Raw genomic sequence first — 23041 nt, 5'->3', positions numbered from 1 at the left:
CGGGGGGCGGTCTCCTGGTCACCTGGGGCCCCCCTTTCTCCGGCCCGGCGCCCGGCACTACCTCGCGTGGTGGGCGCGGTGCGCCCGCGCCGATTACTTGAACTTGTAGACCACGTTCATGGTGGTCAGCGTGTCGGTCTTGCGCTTGTCTTCGGCGACGTCGCTGTTGTGGCGCGCCTGCCAGCCGGCTTTCAGCGCCAGATGCTCGTTCATGCTCACCGACACGCCGAAATCGTTCTGCGCGAAGGTGTTGTACGAGCCCGACTCGACCAGCAGCGTGTTCACCAGGTCGGTGTTCGGGGTCAGCGTGTACTTGAGATCGAACAGGCCGCGGCCGATCAGGCCGGTGCGGGTCGCGTCGTCTTCGGTGTTGTGGGTGCGGCGCACACCGGGGCCGATCTGCGCATCCATGTAGAAGCGCTCGGCATCGATGATCCGGGTGCCGTAACCCAGACCGAACGAGCTCTGGCGGTCGTAGGTGGCGAAGTCGTCGCGCTCGTAACGCACCGTGGCGGTGATCTGGCGGTGTTCACCCAGCTGCAGCGCGCTGCCGGCACTGCCGGTGTAGCGGTTGGCGGTGGTGTTGCGGCGGCGGATGGTGGTGCCGTCGTCGTTGGTATCGGTGTATTCCGAGCGCGAGCGCAGGCCGAACAGATCCATGCTGTGGACCCAGTCATCGTCGGTGTAGCGCAGGCGCAGACGACCGTTGAAGCTCTCGGTATTGCTGTTGCCGCGGGCCGAGGCAAAGCCCAGTTCACCGCCACTGCCGCTCCAGGGGGAGGTCATCGCCGCCAGTTCGGCAGCGTCCTGTGCATAAACCGCCGGGGCGCAGAGCAGCAGGGGAACAAGCAACGAAACGCGCAGGGACATCAACGGTTCTCCGTGATCGGACAAGGGGGAGGGACAACAAGGGGGGGATGATACTTGATGCGTTCAGCGTCACATTCGGCGACGGGCCCCGGCTTTAGGACCCGTTCGGCCTCGGCCCCTGTTCAGGGAATATCGATGCGCAGTGAGGCGTCGTCGAAGCGCGAATAGGTCACGGTGATCCGGAACGGCTGCCCGTTGGTTTCACCCTTGCGCTCGATCTGCACCGGCAGGCCCTGTGCATTGACCCAGTACAGCAGGCCATCCGGCGCGGCGGTTGCATGGCGCACCTCGTATTTGTGCGCGCGCTGGCCACCGGCGCGGTCCTCGCCAAGATCGCGCACCGTCAGCTGCGCCGGCTCAAGATCGGCCGGCAGCGGATTGCGCCACTGCGCCAGCATCCCTTCGGGCACCGGGATCTGGCGCACTTCGCCGGCACGCTGCAGGAAGAAGGTGCCGCCGACGATGGTCTGCGGGCCATCGTCGGTGATCAGCCGATAGCGGTCCGGGGCCACATAGTCCATCTGTGCCTCCAGGGCGCGCGGGCCCTGCATCTTCATCACCGCGTGGAAGCTGCGCAGCTGGCCGAAGCGCTGGCTGGCCGCCAGCACGGTGGCCACCGGATCGGCGGCCGGTGTCGTCGCCGTCGCGGCAGGCACCGCAGCGGCGGGCGTTTCACTGCGTCCGCAGCCACTGAGCAGCAGGGCGGCGGCGGACAGGGCAAGGGCGGGCAACAGGCGCATGACGGGCGGCAGCAGGCGGTGGGGGCCCCACGATAGCCGAAGATGCAGCCGAAGCCGCCACAACGACGGCGACTCGGACATAATCGGGTCATGGACCGATATGAACGCATCAATGCCCTGCATCGCCTGCTCAAGTCCGCCCGTTACCCGGTAACGGTGGCGGCCCTGCAGGAAAAACTGGAGTGTTCCCGCGCGACTGTCTACCGCGACCTGGCCTTCCTGCGCGATGCGCTGATGGCCCCGGTGGAAGGTGATGGCGAGGCGGGCTTCCGCTACCAGGCCGACGAGAGCGACCGCTTCGAACTGCCGGGGCTGTGGCTCAGCTCGGAAGAACTGCATGCGCTGCTGGCCTCCCAGCACCTGCTCTCGCGCACGGGCGGCGGCGTGCTGTCCTCGGTGCTGGCCCCGCTGCAGCAGCGTATCGAAGGCCTGCTGGCCGCACAGGCCGGCGTCTCGACCTGGCCGGTTGATCGGGTGCGGGTGATTCCGCACCGCGGCCGCAAGTTCGATGAAGCCAGCTTCCGCGCGGTCGCCTCGGCGGTACTGGAGCGCAAGCAGCTGGCCTTCGAGTACCGGGCCCGCTCCACCGATGAGGCGACCCAGCGCACCGTGTCGCCGCAGCGCATGACCCACTATCGCGACAACTGGTACCTGGATGCGTGGGATCACGGTCGCGAAGGCCTGCGCAGCTTCGCGGTGGACCGTATCTACAAGGCGCGCGTGATCGATACCACCGCGCGCGATGTGGATGACACCGAGCTGGACGAACAGCTGGGCGCCAGCTACGGCATCTTCTCCGGGCCGCCCAAGGGCTGGGCCACCATCGTGTTCAGTGCCAAGGCTGCGCGCTGGGTGGCCGATGAGCATTGGCATTCCAAGCAGCAGGGCCGCTTCCTGCCCGATGGCCGCTATGAGCTGAAGCTGCCTTACAGCGTCTCGCGCGAACTGCTGATGGACGTGCTGCACTACGGCTCGGATGCGGAAATCGTCGAGCCGGTGATGCTGCGCGAGCAGGCCAAGGCGCTGCTGGCACTGGCGCTGACCAGTTACGAGTAAGCCGGCCGGGCCGGCATCGGCTCATGCCGTGGGGTCATATGCCCCGGATTCCGCAAGGGCCGGGGCGTGCGGTATCGTGGGGCGTTGCTGCCCTTATGGATCCCGCTGCCCCCATGAAAAAGTACCTTCTGCTCCCGTTGCTTGCCGCTTCGCTGGCCCTGGCCGCCTGTGGCAAGCCGGCCAATGATTCCAAGAAGCTGGTGGTTGCCGCCACCGCGGTGCCGCACGCCGAGATCCTCGCCGTGGTCAAGCCGATCCTGGAAAAGGAAGGCCTGACCCTGGACGTGCGCGTCTTCAATGACTACGTGCAGCCCAACGACCAGCTGGTGCAGAAGCAGGTTGACGTGAACTACTTCCAGACCGAGCCCTATCTGGACGCCTACAACCGGGACCGCAAGACCGGCCTGGTCAAGGTGATCGGCGTGCATATCGAGCCCTTCGGTGCCTATTCGCGCCGCTTCACGTCGCTTGATGCGCTGCCCAACGGCGCCGACGTGGTGATCCCCAACGACCCGAGCAACAACAGCCGCGCGCTGATCCTGCTGCACAAGGCTGGCGTGATCACGCTCAAGGACCCGACCAATGCGTTGGCGACCCAGCGCGACATCATCGCCAACCCGAAGCAGCTCAAGTTCCGCGAGCTGGATTCGGCGATGCTGCCGCGCGTGCTGGACCAGGTCGATCTGGCCCTGATCAACACCAACTACGCGCTGGATGCCGGGCTCAACCCGACCCAGGATGCGCTGGCGATCGAAAGCAAGGATTCGCCGTACGTGAACTTCCTCGTTGCCCGCCCGGACAACAAGGACGATGCCCGCGTGCAGCAGCTGGCCAAGGCCCTGACCGGCCCGGAAGTGAAGGCTTTCATCGCCGAGAAGTACAAGGGCGCGGTCCTCCCGGCATTCTGACCGGCACCCACGGTAGAGCCACGCCATGCGTGGCTGGCCGCGCCCACGCGGCAATGATCGCCGACGCGGGCGTCACCCCACGCGGAAGCCCATCGTCGCCTCCACCGCCTGCTGCCAGCCGCTGTACAGCGCCTCGCGCTGGTCCACCGGCATCTGCGGGGTGAAGCGGCGGTCCACCGCCCATTGTTCGGCGATCTCCGCCCGGCTACGCCAGAACCCGGTGGCCAGCCCGGCCAGGTAGGCGGCGCCCAGCGCGGTGGTTTCGGCCACCTGCGGGCGCAGCACCGGCACGCCCAGGATGTCGCTCTGGAACTGCGCCATGAAGTCGTTGGCGATCGCGCCACCATCGGCGCGCAGTTCCTTCAGTTCGATCCCCGCATCGGCCTGCATCGCCGCCAGCACGTCGCGGGTCTGGTACGCCATCGATTCCACCGCTGCGCGGATGAAGTGCTCCTTGGTGGTGCCGCGGGTCAGCCCGAACATCGCGCCGCGCACATCGCTGCGCCAGTACGGCGCCCCAAGCCCCACGAACGCGGGCACCAGGTACACGCCGCCATTGTCCGCGGCACGCTCGGCGTAGGCTTGGCAATCGCTGGATTTGCCGAACATGCGCAGCCCGTCGCGCAGCCACTGCACGACCGAACCGGCGACGAAGATCGAGCCTTCCAGCGCGTACTCCACACGTCCATCAATGCCCCACGCGATGGTGGTCAGCAGGCCGTTCTCGGACACCACCGCCTTCTCGCCGGTATTCATCAGCATGAAGCAGCCGGTGCCGTAGGTGTTCTTGGCCATGCCCGGCTCGAAGCAGGCCTGGCCGAACAGCGCGGCCTGCTGGTCGCCGGCGATGCCGGCAATGGGCAGGTGCTGGTCGAAGAAGAACTGTGCCTGGGTGGTGGCATACACCTCGCTGGAACTGCGCACCTGCGGCAGCATCGCGCGCGGGATGTTGAACAGCGCCAGCAGTTCATCGTCCCACTGCAGCGCATGGATATCGAACAGCAGCGTGCGCGCGGCATTGGTGACATCGGTGACGTGCGCCTGGCCGCCACTGAGGTTCCAGATCAGCCAGCTGTCGATGGTGCCGAACAGCAGCTCGCCGCGTTCAGCACGTGCCTGCGCGCCGTCGACGTGGTCGAGGATCCAGCGGATCTTGGTCGCCGAAAAGTAGGCATCGATCAACAGCCCGGTCTTGCGCCGGATCAGCGGCTCGTGGCCATCGGCCTTGAGCTGTTCGCAGATCGCATGGCTCTGCCGCGACTGCCACACCACGGCGTTGTGGACCGGCTGGCCGGTAGCCTTGTCCCAGACCACCGTGGTCTCGCGCTGGTTGGTGATGCCGATGCCGGCGATTGTGCGCGGGTCCACCTGGTAGCGGTTCAACAGCTCGGTGATCGTGGTGTACACGCTGGTCAGGATCTCGCGTGGGTCATGCTCGACCCAGCCCGGCTGCGGGAAGATCTGGGTGAACTCGCGTTGCGCGCTGCCGGCGACGCGCCCGGCATGATCGAACAGGATGGCGCGCGAACTGGTCGTGCCCTGGTCGATGGCGAGCACGTAGTGCTTGTCCATGGTCTGCTCCGTGGAAATCGATGCCGTGAGGCGTGACAGGCGTACAGCCTACGGCATCGAAACACGCGCCTGCAGGGTGGCGGACAACGCCTCGCGCTGCGCAGCGTCCACGCGCAAGCCCAGGTGGCTGCGGCGCCACAGCACGTCGTCGGCGGTGTGGGCCCATTCGTGCGCGATGAGGTAGTCCAGTTCGCGGTCGTAGAGGCCGCCGCCGTGGTCCTGGCCCAGCGCGTCGAGTGTCTGTGCGCCGGCGAGCAGCCCGACCGCACGGGTGCCGTAGCTGCTGGCCAGGCGCTGCAGCAGGGCAGGGGGCAGGCGAGGGTGGTCACGCTGCAGCGCCTCGGCCATTTCAGCGGCCGTGCCGCCATCGCCCCCCGGCAACGGTGGCCCACCGGCGGTCCACGCCGCGCCCATCTCCGGCAGCGCGGGTGAGAGCCGCCCCAGCGCTTCCTCGGCCAGTGCGCGGTAGGTGGTGAGCTTGCCGCCCAGTACGCTCAGCAGCGGGGCGCCGCCCGCATCCAGCTCCAGCCGGTAGTCGCGCGTGACCCGCGATGCATCGCGGTGATGATCGGCCAACAGGGGGCGCACCCCGCTGTAGCGCCAGACGATGTCCTCGGCGCGCACTGGAACGCGCACGAACCGGTTCACCGCCTCGAGCAGATAGGTCTGTTCGTCGGCGCGGGGCTGCACCTGTGCCGGGTCGCCGTCGTAGTCGGTATCGGTGGTACCGATCAGGGTGAAGTCCTGTTCGAACGGAATCGCGAACACCACCCGCTGGTCGGGTTGCTGGAACAGGTATGCACTGTCATGGGCGAACAGGCGCGGCACCACCAGGTGGCTGCCCTGCACCAGCCGCACTCCCAACGGGGCATCGAGTCCCGCCCGTTCCAGCACGGTACCGGCCCACGGTCCACTGGCATTGACCACGCAGCGGGCGCGGACGCGCTGCACGTCGCCGTTGGCGGTGCGCAGTACGGCCCACCAGTGATCGCGGTGGCGGATCAATTGTTCGCAGCGGGTGCGCGTGCGGATCTGCGCGCCGCGTGCATGTGCATCGAGCGCGTTGAGCACCACCAGCCGGGCATCGTTGACGCGCGCATCGGCGTAGGTGAAGCCGGTCCGGTAGGCGGGCTGCAATGCAGCGCCGCTCGGATCACGCCGCAGGTCGATGCGCTGCGAGGGCGGGAAATGGGGATTGGCGTGACCCAGGTGGTCGTAGAGCCACAGCCCCGCGCGCAGCATCCACGCCGGGCGCAGATGGCGCACATGCGGCAGCACGAAGCGGGTCGGGGCGATCAGATGCGGTGCAAGCTGGCGCAGCGTTTCGCGCTCGTTGAGCGCCTTGCGCACCAGTGCGAATTCGCCCTGCTGCAGGTAGCGCAGGCCGCCATGGATCAGCTTGGTGCTGGCGCTGGAGGTATGCGCGGCCAGGTCATCCTGCTCGCACAGGCAGACCGACAGGCCGCGTCCCGCTGCGTCGCGGGCGATGCCGGCGCCATTGATGCCGCCGCCCACCACCAGCACGTCGAAGGATTCGCTCATCGGCTCCCCGGGGCGGACCGGTCGGGTCCATCGTTACCCGAGTGTCGACCACAAGCCGGCAACGCCCGATGAAAGTGGCGGGCCCCACAACGACAACGGGCCCGCGAGGGGCCCGTTGTGCGTACTGCGTGGAAGCGGAACGGCGTGCTTAGAAGCGCGCGCCGATGCCGAAGCCCACGGTCCACGGATCCAGCTTGGCCTTGTCGCCGGTGCCTTCACCGTTGACGGTCAGCTCCGGGCGCGAATGCATGTAGCGGGCATCGGCACGGGCGAACCAGGTGCTGTTGATGTTCATGTCCACGCCGACGGTGCCGATCGCGCCCTTGGCGGTCTTGACGCCGATGTGGCCGATGTCGCTGGCGAGCTCTTCATTGCTGAAGTTGGACTCGTAGTAACCGGCGCCCACGAACGGACGGAACACGTTGTCGGCCTGGCCGAAGTGATACTGGCCGCTCAACGCGATCGGCTGCTGCTCGACCGTGCCCAGGCGGGCGCCATCGGTGCCGCGCACGCGGTGATCGAACTTGTCGGCTGCGCCCCACAGTTCCACGGCCCAGTTGTCGTTGATGTAGTAGCTGAAGCTCAGGGTCGGGGCCGGGCCGCCGTCCACCTTGCGCACGCCATCGAGCGGATCGTTCTTCGGCTGCAGCAGCGACACGCCGCCGACCACGGCGAAGTGCTTGCCAGAAGCGGTATCAACAGTGCTGTCCTGCGCGAAAGCAGCCGGCGCAAAAGCAAGAGCAGTCAGGGTAGCCAGGGTCAGGGTACGGATGGAGCGCATGGGGGAATCTCCTCAGGATGTTTTTGTTCTGGGCCCCGGTGTTGTGGGGCGAGGCAACCGTAGTCCCCGCAATATGAATCGCATCCGACGCACGTTAAAATTTAGTTGTTTCCATTCAGCGATCAGTGCAAAACCGCTGTATTTACGGGCGATGATGCGATGCCTGACATTCATTCATCTGGTGATGGTGTGATGGAAACCACAACGTGCATCGGCTTCCCTGCGCAGCTCAACGCCGAGTGCCGCGTGCTGATACTCGGCTCGATGCCGGGCGTGGCATCGCTGCAGGCTGAGCAGTACTACGCCCATCCGCGCAATCGCTTCTGGCCGTTGATGGGCGTGCTGTGCGGGATCGACACGACGCTTCCCTATCCGGATCGCGTGCGCGCATTGAACGCGCGCGGTGTGGGCGTGTGGGATGTGATCGGGCAGTGCGAGCGACGCGGCAGCCTGGATGCGTCGATCGTGCGCGGCAGTGAAGTGCCCAATGCGCTGGGTGCACTGATCGAGGGACGGCCTGCGCTGCGCGCGATCGCCTGCAATGGCGGCACCGCGTACCGGGCGTTCCAGCGTTTCATCGTGCCGGCGCTGCTTGATGCCGCGCGCGAGGTGCCGGTCTGGTCGCTGCCCTCCACCAGCCCGGCCAACGCGGCCTGGCCGTTGCCCCGGCTGGTGGAGGCATGGCAGCCGCTGGCCGATGCCATCCGGCTTTGAGGCGGGGACAGCACCGGACAATACGGTACCGACTGGAAAATTCCGCTTTGCACTGTGCCAAGCCCAATCCGGCCAAAGCAGATGCCTGCAACAGCCTGTCCCGGGACAGCAGCGCTGAAAATTCGCCAAGCTGGTTGGCGCTGGCGCGCGAAGCCCCCACAATAGGCGATTCCCTACACCAGATTGCCGGAGTTTTCCCCATGGCCGAAATCAAGGAAGCACTTGTCCCCGATATCGGTGACTACAGCGATATCCCGGTAATCGAGGTGCTGGTCGCCGTTGGAGATACCGTCAAGAAAGACCAGGGTCTGGTGACGCTGGAATCGGACAAGGCCACGATGGAAGTGCCGTCCTCGGTGGCCGGTATCGTCAAGGAAATCAAGGTCAAGATTGGCGACAACCTCTCCGAGGGCAAGCTCGTGGCCCTGATCGAAGTCAGCGAAGCGGCCGCCGCGCCGGCCGCTGCTGCTGCGCCGGCCCCTGCTGCCAAGGCCGAAGCCGCCGAGACCGCGACCAAGGTCGAGCCGGTCGCCACCCCGGCCGAGCCGGACAAGCTGGCCGCCCGTGATATCGAACAGTCCGCCGCCAAGCCGACCCAGCCGGCCCCGGCCGCCGCTGCCCCGTCGGGTGGCTCGCCGACCAGCCCGCCGGTGGCCTTCAACGCCGACAGCGTGCTGCCGCAGAAGGTGCCCTACGCTTCGCCGGCCGTGCGCGTGTTCGCCCGCGAGCTGGGCGTGGACCTGAACCAGCTGAGCGGCACCGAGAAGGGCGGGCGCATCACCAAGTCCGACGTGCAGAAGTTCGTCAAGTCGGCCCTGACCGGCGGCGGCGCTGCCACCGGCGGTACCGTGGCGGCCGGTGGCGGTCTGAACCTGCTGCCCTGGCCGAAGGTCGACTTCAGCAAGTTCGGTGAGGTCGAGGTCCAGCCGCTGTCCCGGATCAAGAAGATCTCCGGCGCGAACCTGGCCCGCAACTGGGCGATGATTCCGCATGTCACCCAATTCGAGCAGGCCGACATCACCGAGCTGGAAGCCCTGCGCGTGGCGCTGAACAAGGAAAATGAGAAGGCCGGCATCAAGCTGACCATGCTCGCCTTCCTGGTCAAGGCCAGCGCCGCGGCGCTGAAGAAGTTCCCGGAGTTCAACGCCTCGCTGGATGCCAGCGGCGAGAACCTGACCCTGAAGAAGTACTTCAACATCGGTTTCGCGGCCGATACGCCGAGCGGCCTGGTCGTGCCGGTGATCCGCGACGTCGACAAGAAGGGTGTGGTGCAGATCGCGCAGGAATCCGGCGAACTGGCCAAGAAGGCCCGCGACGGCAAGCTCGGCCCGGCCGACATGAGCGGTGGCTGCTTCTCGATCAGCTCGCTGGGCGGCATCGGTGGCACGGCGTTCACCCCGATCGTCAATGCACCGGAAGTGGCCATCCTGGGCGTGTCCAAGTCGTCGATCCAGCCGGTCTGGAATGGCAAGGAGTTCGCCCCGAAGCTGATGCTGCCGCTGTCGCTGAGCTATGACCACCGCGTCATCGACGGCGCGCTGGCCGCCCGCTTCACCACCTACCTCTCGCAGGTGCTGGCCGACATGCGGCGCGTCCTGCTGTGAAGCAGGGCCTGGTCCTGGCCGGGCTGCTGATGGCGCTGCCGATGGCGCAGGCGGGCGCGCGCGAATGCGCGTCCGACCTGGGCCATGGCTGGCCACCGGCGGTCGGCAACTATGGCCAGGCAGTGGAAACCCTGTTCGACGGCACGGTGCAGCCTGCGCTGTCGCTGGTGAGCCTGCCCAGGAGTGGCGTGGAAACCGGCGTCGCCTTGTTGCCCGCTCCCCAGGACCAGGCATGGACCCTGCGCTACAGCCGGGCCGACAAGCGCGTCTACACCTGGAACAGCGGTGCCCGCCAGGGCGGCGTGGAACTGCGCTTGGACCAGGAACCGGACCAGTACCAGGTCAGCATCCCGGCACTGTTGGCGCAGCGTTTGCTGCACAGCTGGCAGGCCGCATTGGCCGCGCAGGTACCGGGCGACCGCAAGGCGCCGGTGCTGGAGGGTGACGTGCTGTCCTTCACCGTGGATGGCCAGCGATACAGCGGCACCCGGCCGGCGTGCGGTGCGGGCCGGCTGATGATGAAACAGGTGGCGCTGCTGATCGAAGCCAGCGACACCAAGGAAAAGAAGCTCGACCGTCGCTGGAAAGATCTGGACGAGTCGCTCGACGAACTGCAGCAACTGCTCGGCGGCAAGGCCGGCTGAGCACCAGGAGAACACGAATGGCCGCAATTGAAATCAAGGTTCCCGACATCGGCGATTACAGCGGTGTGCCGGTGATCGAACTGCTGGTCGCCGTGGGTGACACGGTGAAGAAGGACCAGGGTCTGGTCACGCTGGAATCGGACAAGGCAACGCTGGAAGTGCCGTCTTCGGCCGCCGGTGTGGTCAAGGAAATCAAGGTCAAGCTCGGCGACAACCTCTCCGAAGGCGACGTCGTGCTGCTGCTGGAAGCCGAAGGCGAGGCCGCTGCGCCTGCCAAGGCCGAAGCACCCAAGGCCGAGGCCGCCCCGGCCAGCAAGCCGCCGGTGACCCCGTCGCATCGCGCCCCGGCCGAACCGGCCGCGCCGCAGCCGGCGCTCTCGTCGGGCAAGCCGGCCGATATCGAGTGCAAGATGGTGGTGCTGGGCGCAGGCCCGGGCGGTTACACCGCCGCCTTCCGTTCGGCCGATCTGGGCGTGGATACCGTGCTGATCGAGCGCTACGCCAGCCTCGGCGGCGTCTGCCTCAACGTGGGCTGCATCCCGTCCAAGGCGCTGCTGCATGCTGCCGCGGTGATCGACGAAGTGGCCCACGCCGGTGATTTCGGCGTGGAGTTCGGCAAGCCGACCATCACCCTGGACAAGCTGCGCGGCTACAAGGAAAAGGTGGTCACCCAGCTGACCAAGGGCCTGGCCGGCATGGCCAAGCAGCGCAAGGTGCGCACCGTGCAGGGCCTGGCCAGGTTCGTCTCGGCCAATGAGCTGGAGATCGTCGGCGACGACGGCAAGACCCAGCTGCTGCGCTTCGAACAGTGCATCATCGCGGCCGGTTCGCAGGCGGTGAAGCTGCCGAACTTCCCGTGGGACGACAAGCGCGTCATGGATTCCACCGATGCACTGGAACTGGCCGAGGTGCCGGGTTCGCTGCTGGTGGTCGGTGGCGGCATCATCGGCCTGGAAATGGCGACGGTGTATGCGGCGCTGGGCAGCAAGGTGACCGTGGTCGAGTTCATGGACCAGCTGATGCCGGGCGCCGACAAGGACCTGGTCAAGCCGCTGGCCGATCGCCTGAAGAAGCAGGGCGTGGAGGTCCACCTGAAGACCAAGGCGACCGACGTCAAGGCCGACAAGGCCGGCATCACCGTGTCCTTCGAAGCCGCGGTGGAAGGCGAAAAGCCGGGTCTGGACGCCAGCACCTTCGACCGCGTGCTGGTCGCGGTGGGCCGCTCGCCGAACGGCAAGAAGATCGACGCCGAGAAGGCCGGCGTGCAGGTCACCGACCGTGGCTTCATTCCGGCCGACCGCCAGATGCGCACCAACGTGCCGCACATCTTTGCGATCGGCGACATCGTCGGCAACCCGATGCTGGCCCACAAGGCCACGCACGAGGGCAAGCTGGCCGCGGAAGTGGCTGCCGGCGAGAAGAAGGAATGGGTGGCGCGCGTGATTCCGTCGGTGGCCTACACCAATCCGGAAATCGCGTGGGTCGGCGTGACCGAAACCGAAGCCAAGGCCAAGGGCCTGAAGGTTGGCGTGGCCAAGTTCCCGTGGGCCGCCAGCGGCCGCGCGATCGGCATCGGCCGTACCGAAGGCTTCACCAAGCTGATCTTCGACGAAGAGACCCACCGCATCATCGGTGGTGCGATCGTCGGCGTGCATGCCGGTGACCTGCTGGCCGAGATCGGCCTGGCGATCGAGATGGGTGCGGAGGCCGAAGACATCGGCCACACCATCCACGCCCATCCGACGCTGAGCGAATCGGTGGCGATGGCGGCGGAAATCTACGACGGTACGATCACCGATCTGTACATGCCGAAGAAGAAGTAATCGGCGGTCACCGCCCTGGGTGGTGGCTCCGGTTCAACGAAAAACCCCGGCGAAAGTCGGGGTTTTTTGTTGCTGAAGCTGAGGCTGGCGAAGCAGCATCTCTTGGCGCCGCTTCGCTGCACAGGCCGGGGCAGCGAGCGCCCGACGCCCAAACAACCCGCAGTTGCTCCCCAAAACAAAGCGCAAAAAAACGCGGCCCCCGATATCCCGGAGGCCGCGCTTGGAGAGAGGTAGTGCGAAGGGCTTAGAAGACGAAGCTGACGCCTGCCACCGGACCCTTGAACTCCTGCTTCAGACCGATCGTGCCATCGCTGCCGCTCTGGTCCACGTCGAGCTTGAACCAGTCGTAGCCGGCGAACACGCCGAAGTTCTTGGTGAAGCGGTAATCGACGATCGCATTGGCGCGGCTCAGATCACCGTCGTAATCGTCGAAGTTGCCCCACTTGGTGTTCAGGTACTGGCCCTGGAACGTGATCATCCACTTCTCGGACGGGGTGAAGCTCAGGCGTGCACCGACCACCGGCGCCACGCCGTCGGCCTTCTCGTCCAGGAACTCGCCCTGATACAGGTCGCCGACATCGGCGTAGGCCTTGGTGCTGACCTTGGCGTACTCGGCACCCAGCTGCAGGCCGAGGTCGAACTTCTCGGTGTCCACCACCGAGTAGTCGTACACCAGGCTGGCGACCTGGTACTTCAGCTCACCCTTGATGAAGCTGCCGGCCGGCACAGTGGTATCGCCGAAGCTCACACCCTGGTCGAGGGTCTCGCGGCGATCCTTGTCGTACTTGAAGTAGTTGAACAGCAGGCGCTGGCGGTTGCTGATACGGAACATGCCGTCAATGCGCGGCTCCCATTCCTTGCCGCCGAGGCCGAAATCTTCGGAGAAGCCAACGTCCTGACCCGCGATGTTGGTATTGCCACGGATCGTGTTGTCCGAATCGATCTGCATCGCACCCAGGCGCAGGGCGAAGCGGTCATCGCCTTCGGCGGCGTGGGACGGAGCGGCGTAGGAGAGTGCGGCCAGAGCGACTGGCACGGCAAGCAGGGAGAGCATCGGGCGCATCGGGGGTCCTTGCGGTGGTTCTAGTGATGTGCCGTCACATTGCCCACTGCGACGTCCACCATTCGTGAAGGTATGGTGGACGCAGTGTGTACCGTTCATGCATGCCGGGGGGCCGCAGGTCCGCGCGGTGGCCGCTTTCGGGTGCAAGCACCGTTCAGGACGGGCCCCGATTGAACTGGCCCTGGATCCTTCCGCCCGCACCGCTAAAAGAGGGTGGCCCCGGAGAGGGCTTCGGGGCCACCCTGTACTGGCCTGCGCGTGGGACGCCGACGAGGATTCAACGGCAGGCTGATGACTCTGACCGGGGCGTGCGACCAAAGTTCAACATGTTGCACTGCCACATCGGGCGCCCCTTTGCGCAGTGGGATTGGCCCGGAGGTGGAACAGGTTTCCACAAGCCCCCAACGGCGGGCTTACATCCGGGATGAACAGGCAGCGGTTGTCTCTCAAATTGTCCCATTGCTATAATTTGGCGGCTCGACGAGGCGCTGGCTTGCGGCCTCGGCCTTTCCTACTCACAACCATGCAGGACATTCACGTGCTGAACTCCGTTGACGCGGGTCGGCGACTGATGCTGCGCGCAGCGGTTTACCCGCTGGCTGCAGTGGCTGTCCTGGCTCTTGCCCTGCTGCTGTGGGGAGGCCCGAAGGCCGCTCTGGGGGTGCTGCTCTCCGGTGTGGCGGTTTCTGCAGCCGGCTGGGTCGCCGCGCGGATGGCGCTGGGCGGCGGGGTGCAGGCGGCAGGTTCGGCGATGACCCGCCTGATCCTGGCGGTGGTGGCAAAGTGGGTGCTCGTATTCGGCGTCCTGATGGTGGGGTTCCTGGTCTTCAAGCTGCCTGCACTGGCGCTGTTGGCCGGTATCGCCGTCGGGTTGATGTTCCAGGTCCTGGCTCTGGCCAGGCGCTGATCAAATTTATTTAACTCAAGGTTCCGGACACATGGCAGGCGAGGCGCTGACACCCACCTCCTACATCCAACATCACCTGCACAACCTGACGTTCCATATGCAGGAAGGTGGTTTCTGGGCGATTCACGTCGACACCATTGTGACTTCGGTCCTGATGGGTTTGTTGATGGTGTTTGGCTTCTGGATGGCAACCCGCAAGGCGACGGCCGGCGTCCCGGGCAAGTGGCAGGCGTTCGTCGAGATCTGCCTGGAGTTCGTTGACCGCCAGGCCAAGGACACCTACCACGGCACCAGCAAGCTGGTGACCCCGATCGCGATCACCCTGTTCTTCTGGATCCTCATGATGAATCTCATCAAGATGATCCCGGCCGATTTCATCGCCAAGCCGCTTGAGATGATGGGCGTGCCGTACTGGAAGCCGGTTCCCACCGCCGACGTCAATGCCACGTTGGGCATGTCGATCAGCGTGTTCTTCCTGATGCTGTTCTTCGCGCTGCGCTCCAAGGGCCTGGGTGGCTTCACCAAGGAATTCCTGACGGCGCCGTTCGGCAAGTGGATGCTCCCGTTCAACCTGATCCTCAACATCGTCGAGTGGCTGAGCAAGCCGATTTCGCTGGCGATGCGACTGTTCGGCAACATGTTCGGCGGTGAGATCGTCTTCCTGCTGATCTGGGTGCTGGGCGGTGCGGGTATCGCCGGTGCCATCGCAGGCGGTGCATTCGGTCTGGGCTGGATGCTGTTCCACCTGCTGGTGATTCCGCTGCAGGCGTTCATCTTCATGATGTTGTCCATCGTGTACCTGAGCCTGTCGGAAGACGCTCACTGAGTTTCGCTTCACCCTTCATCCGTTTGTTTCTAAACCCTTAGTTATCCAAAGTTCCAGGAGAAAACCATGTACTTCGCCGTCCTGACCAACCTCGCCCAAGTCCAGAGCTCCACCGTCCTCGCCGTCGGCATCATGATCGGCCTGGCCGCGCTGGGTGCCGGTCTCGGTCTGGCCATCATGTCCGGTAAGTTCCTGGAATCGGCCGCGCGTCAGCCGGAACTGATTCCGGTGCTGCAGGTCCGCATGTTCATCACCGCCGGCCTGATCGATGCCGCGTTCATCATCTCGGTCGCCGTCGGCCTGCTGCTGGCCTTCGCCAACCCGACCATCGGCGAGTTCGTTGCACGTCTGCCGGCCGTTGCGGGCTGATCCAGCGAAAGCGAAACGATCAGGCGCCTTGTGCGCCTGATCGCGGATGAAGGACGGCTGCGCCGCTTTGGGCGGCGCAACCACCCCATCACCCCAGATTGAGCGAACCCCATGGATATCGGTTTTACCCTCGTTGCCCAGGCACTGGCGTTTGCCGGACTGATCTGGATCATCGCGACCAAGATCTGGCCGCCGTTGATGAACGCCATCGAAGAGCGTCAGCAGAAGATCGCTGAAGGCCTTGCCGCTGCTGACCGCAGCCAGAAAGACCTGGCCCAGGCCCAGGAAAAGGTCAACGATGCACTGAAGGATGCGCGCACCAAGGCCAACGAGATCATCGATCAGGCCCATGCACGCGCCAACCAGATCGTTGATGCCGCCAAGAATGAAGCCATCGTCGAAGCCAACCGCCAGAAAGATCTGGCCTACGCCGAGATCGACGCTGCCGCCAACCGTGCCCGTGAAGATCTGCGCAAGCAGGTGTCCGCGCTGGCCGTAAGCGGTGCCGAAAAGCTGCTCAAGCGCGAAATCGACGCCAACGCCCACAAGGCGCTGCTCGACGAGCTGGCCTCGGAGATCTGATCGATGAGCCAGGCCCTCACGCTTGCACGCCCGTATGCCCGCGCCGCGTTCGCGACCGCGCGCGACGAAGGCACGTTCGCGCCGTGGTCGGACGCGCTTGCGTTCTCCGCCCACGTAGCTGCCGACCCGCGCGTGGCGGCCTTGCTGTCGAACCCGGAACTGGATCGCGGCGATGCCGTCGCGATGCTGGTGCCGGAATCGTCCAGCGAGACCTTCGGTCGCTTCCTGGCCATCCTGGCCGATGCGCACCGTCTGCCGCTGCTGCCGGAAATCGCCGGTATGTATGACCAGCTGCGCGCTGAAGCCGAACACGTGGTCAAGGCCACGGTGACCTCGGCCACCGAATTGTCCGGCGCCGAACTGGACGCCATCAAGGCCGCGCTGCGCAAGCGCTTCGGCGCCGAGGTGGATGTGACGACCGCGGTCGATGCGTCGCTGATCGGCGGTGCCGTGATCGACGCCGGTGATGTGGTCATCGATGGCTCGCTCAAGGGCAAGCTGTCGCGCCTGCAGACCGCGCTCGCTAACTGAATTCATTTAACGTCCGGCGTGATCGCCGGCACTAGGACTTGACGATGGCAACCACGCTCAACCCCTCCGAAATCAGCGAACTGATCAAGAACCGCATCGAGAAGGTCAAGCTGGCCGCGGAATCGCGCAACGAAGGCACCGTGACCAGCGTGTCCGACGGCATCGTGCGCATCTTCGGTCTGGCCGACGTGATGCAGGGCGAAATGATCGAACTGCCGAACAACACCTTCGCACTGGCCCTGAACCTGGAGCGCGACTCGGTCGGCGCCGTGGTGCTGGGTGATTACCAGAACCTGCGCGAAGGCGACGTCGCCAAGACCACCGGTCGCATCCTGGAAGTGCCGGTCGGTCCGGAAATGCTGGGCCGCGTCGTGAACGCGCTCGGCGAGCCGATCGACGGCAAGGGCCCGATCGCGGCCAAGGCCACTGCGCCGGTGGAGCGCGTTGCTCCGGGCGTGATCTGGCGCAAGTCGGTCGACCAGCCGGTGCAGACCGGTTACAAGTCCGTCGACTCGATGATCCCGATCGGCCGCGGCCAGCGCGAGCTGGTCATCGGTGACCGCCAGACCGGCAAGACCGCCCTGGCCATCGATGCGGTGATCAACCAGAAAGAAACCGGCATCAAGTGCGTGTACGTCGCGATCGGCCAGAAGGCGTCGACCGTGGCCAACATCGTGCGCAAGCTGGAAGAGAACGGCGCCCTGGCGCACACCGTGGTGGTCGCTGCGACCGCGTCCGAATCGGCCGCGATGCAGTACATCAGCGCCTACTCGGGCTGCACCATGGGCGAGTACTTCATGGACCGCGGCGAAGACGCGCTGATCGTGTACGACGATCTGTCCAAGCAGGCCGTGGCCTACCGCCAGATCTCGCTGCTGCTGAAGCGTCCGCCGGGCCGTGAAGCCTACCCGGGTGACGTGTTCTACCTGCACTCCCGCCTGCTCGAGCGCGCTGCCCGCGTGTCCGAAGAGTATGTGGAAAAGTTCACCAACGGCGCCGTCAAGGGCAAGACCGGCTCGCTCACCGCGCTGCCGATCATCGAAACCCAGGCCGGTGACGTCTCGGCGTTCGTGCCGACCAACGTGATCTCGATCACCGACGGCCAGATCTTCCTGGAAACCGATCTGTTCAACTCGGGCATCCGCCCGGCCGTGAACGCCGGTATCTCGGTGTCGCGTGTCGGTGGTGCGGCCCAGACCAAGATCATCAAGAAGCTGTCCGGCGGCATCCGTATCTCGCTCGCCCAGTACCGTGAGCTGGCGGCGTTCGCGCAGTTCGCCTCGGATCTGGACGAAGCCACCCGCAAGCAGCTTGAGCGCGGTCAGCGCGTCACCGAGCTGATGAAGCAGAAGCAGTACGCCCCGATGTCCATCGCCAACCAGGCGCTGTCGATCTACGCCGTCAACGAGGGTTACCTCGACGACGTGCCGGTCAACAAGCTGCTGGCGCTGGAAGAAGGTCTGCATGCCCACTTCGCCAACACCCAGGGCGAGCTGATCAACAAGATCAACGCGACCGGCGGCTGGGACAACGATATCGAGGCTGCCTTCAAGAAGGGCATCACCGAGTTCAAGACCACCGGCAGCTGGTAATACCGGTCCTGTAGAGCGGAGCGCTGCTCCGCTGGGCTGAAAGCAGCGGAGCAACGCTCCGCTCTACGTCAAACGCGGGGCCTGTGCCCCGCGCCACGGGAAGAAGAGATGGCAAGCGGACGCGAAATCAAAACCAAGATCAAGAGCGTGCAGAACACCCGCAAGGTGACGCGTGCGCTCGAAATGGTCTCGGCCTCCAAAATCCGCAAAGCGCAGGAGCGGATGAAGACGTCGCGTCCGTATGCGCAGGCGATGAAGCAGGTGATTGGTCACCTGGCCCAGGCCAGCACCGACTACCAGCATCCGTTCCTGGTCCAGCGTGACGAGGTCAAGCGCGTCGGTTACATCGTGGTCTCGTCCGACCGCGGTCTGGCCGGCGGCCTGAACAACAACCTGTTCCGCAAGATGCTGGGCGAAATGCGCCAGTGGCAGGACAAGGGCGCCGACATCGACGTGGTCACCGTCGGCCAGAAAGCCTCGACCTTCTTCCGTCGCGTCAAGGTCAACATGGTCGGCACCGTCACCCACATGGGCGATGTGCCGCACCTGGAACAGCTGATCGGCGTGATCAAGGTGATGCTCGATGCGTTCACCGACGGCAAGGTCGACCGCGTGTACCTGGTCTACAACCGCTTCATCAATACGATGACGCAGAAGGCCAGCTTCGATCAGCTGCTGCCGTTGCCGGCTGCTGAGAAGCAGGTCGCGCATCACGACTGGGACTACCTGTACGAACCCGACGCTGCGACCGTGCTTGAGCACGTGATGACGCGTTACGTCGAGTCGCTGGTGTACCAGGCCGTGCTGGAAAACGTCGCGTCCGAGCATGCAGCCCGCATGGTCGCGATGAAGTCGGCCAGTGACAACGCGAACAAGCTGATCGGAACCCTGCAGCTGGTCTACAACAAGGCCCGCCAGGCAGCGATCACCCAGGAAATCTCCGAAATCGTCGGCGGCGCGGCAGCAGTCTGACGCGCACAGTCAAAGCACACATTAGAGGATTGCAGCAATGAGTCAGGGCAAGATCGTTCAGATCATCGGCGCCGTCGTCGACGTCGAATTCCCCCGCGAGTCGGTGCCGAAGGTGTACCACGCGCTGAAGGTGGACAACACCGAAATCACGCTGGAAGTGCAGCAGCAGCTGGGCGACGGCGTGGTCCGTTGCATCGCGCTGGGCTCCACCGACGGCCTGAAGCGCAACCTGGTCGCCACCAACACCGAACGCGCCATCTCGGTGCCGGTCGGCGCGGGCACGCTGGGCCGCATCATGGACGTGCTGGGTCGCCCGATCGACGAAGCCGGTCCGGTCACCGCCAGTGACACCTGGGAAATCCATCGTTCGGCCCCGTCGTACGAAGACCAGTCCCCGGCCACCGAGCTGCTGGAAACCGGCATCAAGGTCATCGACCTGATGTGCCCGTTCGCCAAGGGCGGCAAGGTCGGCCTGTTCGGCGGCGCCGGCGTCGGCAAGACCGTCAACATGATGGAACTGATCAACAACATCGCCAAGGCGCACAGCGGTCTGTCCGTGTTCGCCGGCGTGGGTGAGCGTACCCGTGAGGGCAACGACTTCTACCACGAGATGAAGGACTCCAACGTCCTGGACAAGGTCGCGATGGTGTACGGCCAGATGAACGAGCCGCCGGGCAACCGTCTGCGCGTCGCCCTGACCGGCCTGACCATGGCCGAATACTTCCGCGATGAGAAGGACGAGAACGGCAAGGGCAAGGACGTGCTGCTGTTCGTCGACAACATCTACCGCTACACCCTGGCCGGTACCGAAGTGTCGGCACTGCTGGGCCGTATGCCGTCGGCCGTGGGTTACCAGCCGACCCTGGCCGAGGAAATGGGCGTTCTGCAGGAGCGCATCACCTCGACCAAGAACGGCTCGATCACCTCGATCCAGGCCGTCTACGTGCCCGCCGATGACTTGACCGATCCGTCGCCGGCCACCACGTTCGCCCACCTGGATTCGACCGTGACCCTGTCGCGTTCGATCGCCTCGCTGGGTATCTACCCGGCCGTGGATCCGCTCGACTCGACCAGCCGCCAGATGGATCCGCTGGTCATTGGCCACGAGCATTACGACACCGCCCAGCGCGTCCAGCAGACCTTGCAGAAGTACAAGGAGCTGAAGGACATCATCGCCATCCTGGGCATGGACGAACTGTCCGAAGAAGACAAGCAGGCCGTGACCCGCGCCCGTAAGATCGAGCGCTTCTTCAGCCAGCCGTTCCACGTGGCCGAAGTGTTCACCGGTTCGCCGGGCAAGTATGTGTCGCTGAAGGACACCATCCGTGGCTTCAAGGCCATCGTCGATGGCGAATACGACCACCTGCCGGAACAGGCGTTCTACATGGTCGGCAGCATCGAAGAAGCGGTCGAGAAGGCCAAGAAGATGGCTGAAAAGGCCTGATGCGGCGGGGACGGGCGACATGCCCGTCCCGACCCGTCACACGGGGTGGGCGCAGGCCCACCGCTGAGGACATCCTGCGGTGGGCGCGAGCCCGCCCTAAAGAGAGAAGAGTTTCATGAGCACCATCCGTTGCGACATCGTCAGCGCCGAGCAGGAAATCTTCCGTGGTGAGGCGACCCTGGTCGTGGCCACCGGTGAGCTGGGTGAGCTGGGCATCGCGCCCAAGCACGCCCCGCTGATCACCCGCCTGAAGCCGGGCAAGGTGGTGGTGACCACGCCGAGCGGCGAGCAGATCGACTTCGCCATCTCCGGCGGCATTCTCGAAGTGCAGCCGCAGGTCGTGACCGTGCTGGCCGACACCGCGATCCGTGCCCAGGACATCGACGAAGCCTCGGTCCGCAAGGCCAAGGAAGAAGCCGAGCGCATCCTGGCCAACCGTGGTGAAGCAATGGAAGTGGCCGAAGCGCAGCAGCGCCTGGCGGAAGTGTCCGCCCAGCTGCAGGCGCTGGAGCGCCTGCGCAAGAACCTCAAGCACTAAGCGGGGCGGCGCGACGGCGCCATCCGCAAGGGGGAAAACGCCGGCTTGCCGGCGTTTTTTTTTGCCTGCCTCCCGGTACGCCGGATCAGCGGAAGATCAGGCTCCGCATCAGCAGGAATGACAGCCCGGCCAGCCCGCCCTCCACCAACGGTTTGGCCAGCCACGCATAGCGCAGCCCCAGGTGCTCGGCGGCCAGGGTCACCAGCAGCGTACTGATGGCCGTCAGCACGGCCCACAGCAGCAGGAAGCGCGCAAAGCGTGGCCAGCCCAGACGATGCTCACCATCGCGGGCAAACGTGTAGCGGCCATTGAGCCAGAAGCCGAGCAGCATGCCGCTCACGCGCCCCAGCAGGTTGCCGGGTGCCGCTGGCATTCCCAGTGCGGTGGCAGCCACGAACACGGCCCAGTCCAACACCAGCTGGACCAGGCCGACGACGAGATAGCGGCTGCCTTGGCGGAGGAGACTCACGTGCACTCCGGGTGCGGACAATCCCACATGTTAACGAGCGTCGCACTAGAATTCCCATCAACGATACCCGGAACGTGATCTACCCATGACCCAGCCCCTGCACGTGATCATCCTGGCCGCCGGCGCCGGCAAGCGCATGAAGTCGGCCCTGCCCAAGGTGCTGCAGCCGATCGCCGGCCGCCCGATGCTCGCCCACGTCATCGAGACCGCGCGTCAGCTGCAGCCTGAAGCGATCCATGTGGTGTATGGCCATGGCGGCGAAGCAGTGCGGCAGGCATTGGCCGATCAGCCCGATCTGCGCTGGGCGGAGCAGAGCGAGCAGCTGGGCACCGGGCATGCCGTGCTGCAGGCCATGCCGGAAGTGCCGGATGCGGCAACCGTTCTGGTGTTGTACGGCGATGTGCCGTTGATCCGCGGCGAAACGTTGCGCCACCTGTTGTCGCAGCCGGGCCGCTTGGCCGTGCTGGTGGCCGAGGTCGCCGATCCGACGGGCTACGGGCGCATCGTGCGCAATGCCGAGGGCAAGGTCGGGGCGATCGTCGAGCAGAAAGACGCCACCGACGAACAGCGCAGCATCCGTACCATCAATACCGGCATCATCACCGCCGAATCCACGGCACTGCGCCGTTGGTTGTCGCAGCTGTCCAATGCGAACGCGCAGGGCGAGTATTACCTGACCGACATCTTTGCCGCGGCGGCCAGCGATTACACGCCGGCCGAGATGGCGTTCGTGCAGGAACCGCAGGACGCCGAAGGTGCCAACGATCCATGGCAGCTGGCCCAGCTTGAACGCGCCTGGCAGCTGCGCGAAGTGCGTGCGCTGTGCGCGCAGGGCGCACGCGTGCTGGACCCGGCACGGCTGGATATCCGTGGCACCGTCACGGTCGGCAGCGACGTGCAGATCGACGTCAACGTGATCCTGGAGGGACGTGTGGTGCTGGGCGATGGCGTCAGCATCGGCGCGTTCACCCGGCTCAAGGATGTTTCCCTGGCCTCGGGCACCGTGGTCAAGCCGCACTGCGATCTGGAGGGCGTGGTCAGCGAAGGTGCGGCAGACATCGGTCCGTTCGCGCGGCTGCGCCCCGGCACCGTGCTGGGGGAGGGCTCGCACGTGGGCAACTTCGTGGAAACCAAGAAAGTCGTGCTCGGTGCCGGCAGCAAGGCCAACCACCTCACCTATCTGGGCGACGCGGTGATCGGCAGCAAGGTCAACATCGGTGCGGGCACCATCACCTGCAACTACGACGGGGTAAACAAGTCGCAGACCACGATCGGCGATCGTGCCTTCATCGGATCCAACAGCTCGCTGGTCGCGCCGGTCGTGATCGGGGAAGGCGCAACCGTCGCCGCTGGCTCGGTGATCACCCGCGGCGCCCCGGCGGACAAGCTGACCGTCGCCCGCGCACGTCAGGAAACCATCGACGGCTGGAAGCGCCCGACGAAGAAGTAGTGCCGGCCGCTGGCCGGCAACCAGGCGATCCCGCGGCCACGACG

23 protein-coding genes are annotated in these 23041 nt (G+C 65.4%); 16 read left to right on the top strand and 7 right to left on the bottom strand.

Translation table 11 applies throughout. The features are described from left to right. Positions 1-93: 93 nt before the first annotated feature. A complete protein-coding gene (locus ABE546_RS10005) occupies positions 94-870 on the bottom strand; it encodes a DUF481 domain-containing protein (protein ID WP_313209091.1) in 777 nt (258 codons plus the stop codon). 122 nt (positions 871-992) lie between these two features. Further along, positions 993-1610, bottom strand: a complete 618-nt coding sequence (locus ABE546_RS10000; protein WP_313219531.1) for a hypothetical protein — start codon at positions 1608-1610, stop codon at positions 993-995. Between the two features lie 90 nt (positions 1611-1700). On the opposite strand from ABE546_RS10000, the gene ABE546_RS09995 reads away from it, so the two are divergent. Together ABE546_RS09995 and ABE546_RS09990 are read left to right on the top strand one after the other, a co-directional pair. Further along, entirely contained in the window at positions 1701-2666 is a 966-nt protein-coding gene (locus ABE546_RS09995) for a YafY family protein (protein ID WP_313209093.1), read from the top strand. Positions 2667-2779: 113 nt separating this feature from the next. Continuing rightward, positions 2780-3574: a MetQ/NlpA family ABC transporter substrate-binding protein gene (locus ABE546_RS09990; protein WP_346463532.1), complete on the top strand. Its 795-nt coding sequence runs from the start codon at positions 2780-2782 to the stop codon at positions 3572-3574. Between the two features lie 72 nt (positions 3575-3646). Here the strand turns inward: ABE546_RS09990 and glpK are convergent, their stop codons facing one another. The 3 genes from glpK to ABE546_RS09975 all read right to left on the bottom strand — a co-directional run bounded on the left by glpK (position 3647) and on the right by ABE546_RS09975 (position 7469). After that, entirely contained in the window at positions 3647-5146 is a 1500-nt protein-coding gene (glpK, locus tag ABE546_RS09985) for a glycerol kinase GlpK (RefSeq protein ID WP_313209095.1), read from the bottom strand. Positions 5147-5194: 48 nt separating this feature from the next. After that, a complete protein-coding gene (glpD, locus tag ABE546_RS09980) occupies positions 5195-6688 on the bottom strand; it encodes a glycerol-3-phosphate dehydrogenase (protein WP_346463530.1) in 1494 nt (497 codons plus the stop codon). A gap of 148 nt (positions 6689-6836) precedes the next feature. Continuing rightward, a complete protein-coding gene (locus tag ABE546_RS09975) occupies positions 6837-7469 on the bottom strand; it encodes an OmpW family outer membrane protein (RefSeq protein ID WP_313209097.1) in 633 nt (210 codons plus the stop codon). A 192-nt stretch (positions 7470-7661) separates the two neighbouring features. On the opposite strand from ABE546_RS09975, the gene ABE546_RS09970 reads away from it, so the two are divergent. The 4 genes from ABE546_RS09970 (at position 7662) to lpdA (ending at position 12254) form a co-directional block, all read left to right on the top strand. Next, the gene (locus ABE546_RS09970; RefSeq protein WP_346463528.1) at positions 7662-8183 is read left to right on the top strand and encodes a DNA-deoxyinosine glycosylase; all 522 of its coding nucleotides are present in this window, start codon (positions 7662-7664) and stop codon (positions 8181-8183) included. Positions 8184-8383: 200 nt separating this feature from the next. Then, complete coding sequence (gene aceF / locus ABE546_RS09965) at positions 8384-9787, top strand: dihydrolipoyllysine-residue acetyltransferase (RefSeq protein ID WP_346463526.1); 1404 nt, start codon at positions 8384-8386, stop codon at positions 9785-9787. Positions 9788-9816: 29 nt separating this feature from the next. Beyond that, positions 9817-10431 (top strand): hypothetical protein, encoded by a 615-nt coding sequence (locus ABE546_RS09960; RefSeq protein WP_346463536.1) that lies wholly within the window; start codon positions 9817-9819, stop codon positions 10429-10431. 17 nt (positions 10432-10448) lie between these two features. Continuing rightward, entirely contained in the window at positions 10449-12254 is a 1806-nt protein-coding gene (gene lpdA, locus ABE546_RS09955; protein ID WP_346463525.1) for a dihydrolipoyl dehydrogenase, read from the top strand. A gap of 244 nt (positions 12255-12498) precedes the next feature. Here lpdA and ABE546_RS09950 read toward each other — a convergent pair whose 3' ends face one another. Beyond that, complete coding sequence (locus tag ABE546_RS09950) at positions 12499-13317, bottom strand: hypothetical protein (RefSeq protein ID WP_121040084.1); 819 nt, start codon at positions 13315-13317, stop codon at positions 12499-12501. 538 nt (positions 13318-13855) lie between these two features. Between ABE546_RS09950 and ABE546_RS09945 the strand changes: the two genes are divergently transcribed. The 9 genes from ABE546_RS09945 to ABE546_RS09905 all read left to right on the top strand — a co-directional run bounded on the left by ABE546_RS09945 (position 13856) and on the right by ABE546_RS09905 (position 21078). Further along, positions 13856-14224: a hypothetical protein gene (locus ABE546_RS09945; RefSeq protein ID WP_346463534.1), complete on the top strand. Its 369-nt coding sequence runs from the start codon at positions 13856-13858 to the stop codon at positions 14222-14224. Between the two features lie 31 nt (positions 14225-14255). After that, positions 14256-15050, top strand: a complete 795-nt coding sequence (gene atpB / locus ABE546_RS09940; RefSeq protein WP_176988112.1) for a F0F1 ATP synthase subunit A — start codon at positions 14256-14258, stop codon at positions 15048-15050. 66 nt (positions 15051-15116) lie between these two features. Beyond that, the gene (gene atpE, locus ABE546_RS09935) at positions 15117-15419 is read left to right on the top strand and encodes a F0F1 ATP synthase subunit C (protein ID WP_088433762.1); all 303 of its coding nucleotides are present in this window, start codon (positions 15117-15119) and stop codon (positions 15417-15419) included. A 111-nt stretch (positions 15420-15530) separates the two neighbouring features. Beyond that, on the top strand, positions 15531-16001 hold the full coding sequence (locus tag ABE546_RS09930) for a F0F1 ATP synthase subunit B (protein WP_088433763.1): 471 nt from the start codon (positions 15531-15533) through the stop codon (positions 15999-16001). Between the two features lie 3 nt (positions 16002-16004). Beyond that, on the top strand, positions 16005-16532 hold the full coding sequence (locus tag ABE546_RS09925) for a F0F1 ATP synthase subunit delta (RefSeq protein ID WP_088433764.1): 528 nt from the start codon (positions 16005-16007) through the stop codon (positions 16530-16532). A 44-nt stretch (positions 16533-16576) separates the two neighbouring features. Next, on the top strand, positions 16577-18124 hold the full coding sequence (atpA, locus tag ABE546_RS09920) for a F0F1 ATP synthase subunit alpha (RefSeq protein WP_088433869.1): 1548 nt from the start codon (positions 16577-16579) through the stop codon (positions 18122-18124). A 108-nt stretch (positions 18125-18232) separates the two neighbouring features. Next, positions 18233-19096: a F0F1 ATP synthase subunit gamma gene (gene atpG, locus ABE546_RS09915; protein ID WP_176988116.1), complete on the top strand. Its 864-nt coding sequence runs from the start codon at positions 18233-18235 to the stop codon at positions 19094-19096. Between the two features lie 37 nt (positions 19097-19133). Continuing rightward, complete coding sequence (gene atpD, locus ABE546_RS09910) at positions 19134-20540, top strand: F0F1 ATP synthase subunit beta (protein ID WP_313209101.1); 1407 nt, start codon at positions 19134-19136, stop codon at positions 20538-20540. A 115-nt stretch (positions 20541-20655) separates the two neighbouring features. Next, on the top strand, positions 20656-21078 hold the full coding sequence (locus ABE546_RS09905) for a F0F1 ATP synthase subunit epsilon (protein ID WP_019183637.1): 423 nt from the start codon (positions 20656-20658) through the stop codon (positions 21076-21078). 85 nt (positions 21079-21163) lie between these two features. Here the strand turns inward: ABE546_RS09905 and ABE546_RS09900 are convergent, their stop codons facing one another. Then, the gene (locus tag ABE546_RS09900) at positions 21164-21547 is read right to left on the bottom strand and encodes a GtrA family protein (RefSeq protein ID WP_313209102.1); all 384 of its coding nucleotides are present in this window, start codon (positions 21545-21547) and stop codon (positions 21164-21166) included. Positions 21548-21632: 85 nt separating this feature from the next. On the opposite strand from ABE546_RS09900, the gene glmU reads away from it, so the two are divergent. Then, on the top strand, positions 21633-22997 hold the full coding sequence (gene glmU, locus ABE546_RS09895) for a bifunctional UDP-N-acetylglucosamine diphosphorylase/glucosamine-1-phosphate N-acetyltransferase GlmU (RefSeq protein ID WP_346463523.1): 1365 nt from the start codon (positions 21633-21635) through the stop codon (positions 22995-22997). The last annotated feature ends 44 nt before the right edge of the window (positions 22998-23041 follow it).

It is taken from the genome of Stenotrophomonas sp. TWI377 (genome assembly GCF_039674525.1).
Classification (GTDB): domain Bacteria; phylum Pseudomonadota; class Gammaproteobacteria; order Xanthomonadales; family Xanthomonadaceae; genus Stenotrophomonas.
The sequence above is the reverse complement of the archived record's forward strand: the minus strand, read 5'-3'. Positions and strand labels throughout refer to the sequence as shown.

Coding starts and splice junctions, on each gene's coding strand:
- lpdA (WP_346463525.1), top strand. CDS start 10,449: ATGGCCGCAATTGAAATCAAGGTTCCCGACATCGGCGATTACAGCGGT.
- aceF (WP_346463526.1), top strand. CDS start 8,384: ATGGCCGAAATCAAGGAAGCACTTGTCCCCGATATCGGTGACTACAGC.
- ABE546_RS09995 (WP_313209093.1), top strand. CDS start 1,701: ATGGACCGATATGAACGCATCAATGCCCTGCATCGCCTGCTCAAGTCC.
- glpK (WP_313209095.1), bottom strand. CDS start 5,146: ATGGACAAGCACTACGTGCTCGCCATCGACCAGGGCACGACCAGTTCG.
- ABE546_RS10005 (WP_313209091.1), bottom strand. CDS start 870: ATGTCCCTGCGCGTTTCGTTGCTTGTTCCCCTGCTGCTCTGCGCCCCG.
- glmU (WP_346463523.1), top strand. CDS start 21,633: ATGACCCAGCCCCTGCACGTGATCATCCTGGCCGCCGGCGCCGGCAAG.
- ABE546_RS09930 (WP_088433763.1), top strand. CDS start 15,531: ATGGATATCGGTTTTACCCTCGTTGCCCAGGCACTGGCGTTTGCCGGA.
- ABE546_RS09905 (WP_019183637.1), top strand. CDS start 20,656: ATGAGCACCATCCGTTGCGACATCGTCAGCGCCGAGCAGGAAATCTTC.
- ABE546_RS09970 (WP_346463528.1), top strand. CDS start 7,662: ATGGAAACCACAACGTGCATCGGCTTCCCTGCGCAGCTCAACGCCGAG.
- atpB (WP_176988112.1), top strand. CDS start 14,256: ATGGCAGGCGAGGCGCTGACACCCACCTCCTACATCCAACATCACCTG.
- atpE (WP_088433762.1), top strand. CDS start 15,117: ATGTACTTCGCCGTCCTGACCAACCTCGCCCAAGTCCAGAGCTCCACC.
- ABE546_RS09925 (WP_088433764.1), top strand. CDS start 16,005: ATGAGCCAGGCCCTCACGCTTGCACGCCCGTATGCCCGCGCCGCGTTC.
- atpG (WP_176988116.1), top strand. CDS start 18,233: ATGGCAAGCGGACGCGAAATCAAAACCAAGATCAAGAGCGTGCAGAAC.
- atpD (WP_313209101.1), top strand. CDS start 19,134: ATGAGTCAGGGCAAGATCGTTCAGATCATCGGCGCCGTCGTCGACGTC.
- glpD (WP_346463530.1), bottom strand. CDS start 6,688: ATGAGCGAATCCTTCGACGTGCTGGTGGTGGGCGGCGGCATCAATGGC.
- ABE546_RS09960 (WP_346463536.1), top strand. CDS start 9,817: ATGGCGCTGCCGATGGCGCAGGCGGGCGCGCGCGAATGCGCGTCCGAC.
- ABE546_RS09975 (WP_313209097.1), bottom strand. CDS start 7,469: ATGCGCTCCATCCGTACCCTGACCCTGGCTACCCTGACTGCTCTTGCT.
- atpA (WP_088433869.1), top strand. CDS start 16,577: ATGGCAACCACGCTCAACCCCTCCGAAATCAGCGAACTGATCAAGAAC.
- ABE546_RS09990 (WP_346463532.1), top strand. CDS start 2,780: ATGAAAAAGTACCTTCTGCTCCCGTTGCTTGCCGCTTCGCTGGCCCTG.
- ABE546_RS09950 (WP_121040084.1), bottom strand. CDS start 13,317: ATGCGCCCGATGCTCTCCCTGCTTGCCGTGCCAGTCGCTCTGGCCGCA.
- ABE546_RS10000 (WP_313219531.1), bottom strand. CDS start 1,610: ATGCGCCTGTTGCCCGCCCTTGCCCTGTCCGCCGCCGCCCTGCTGCTC.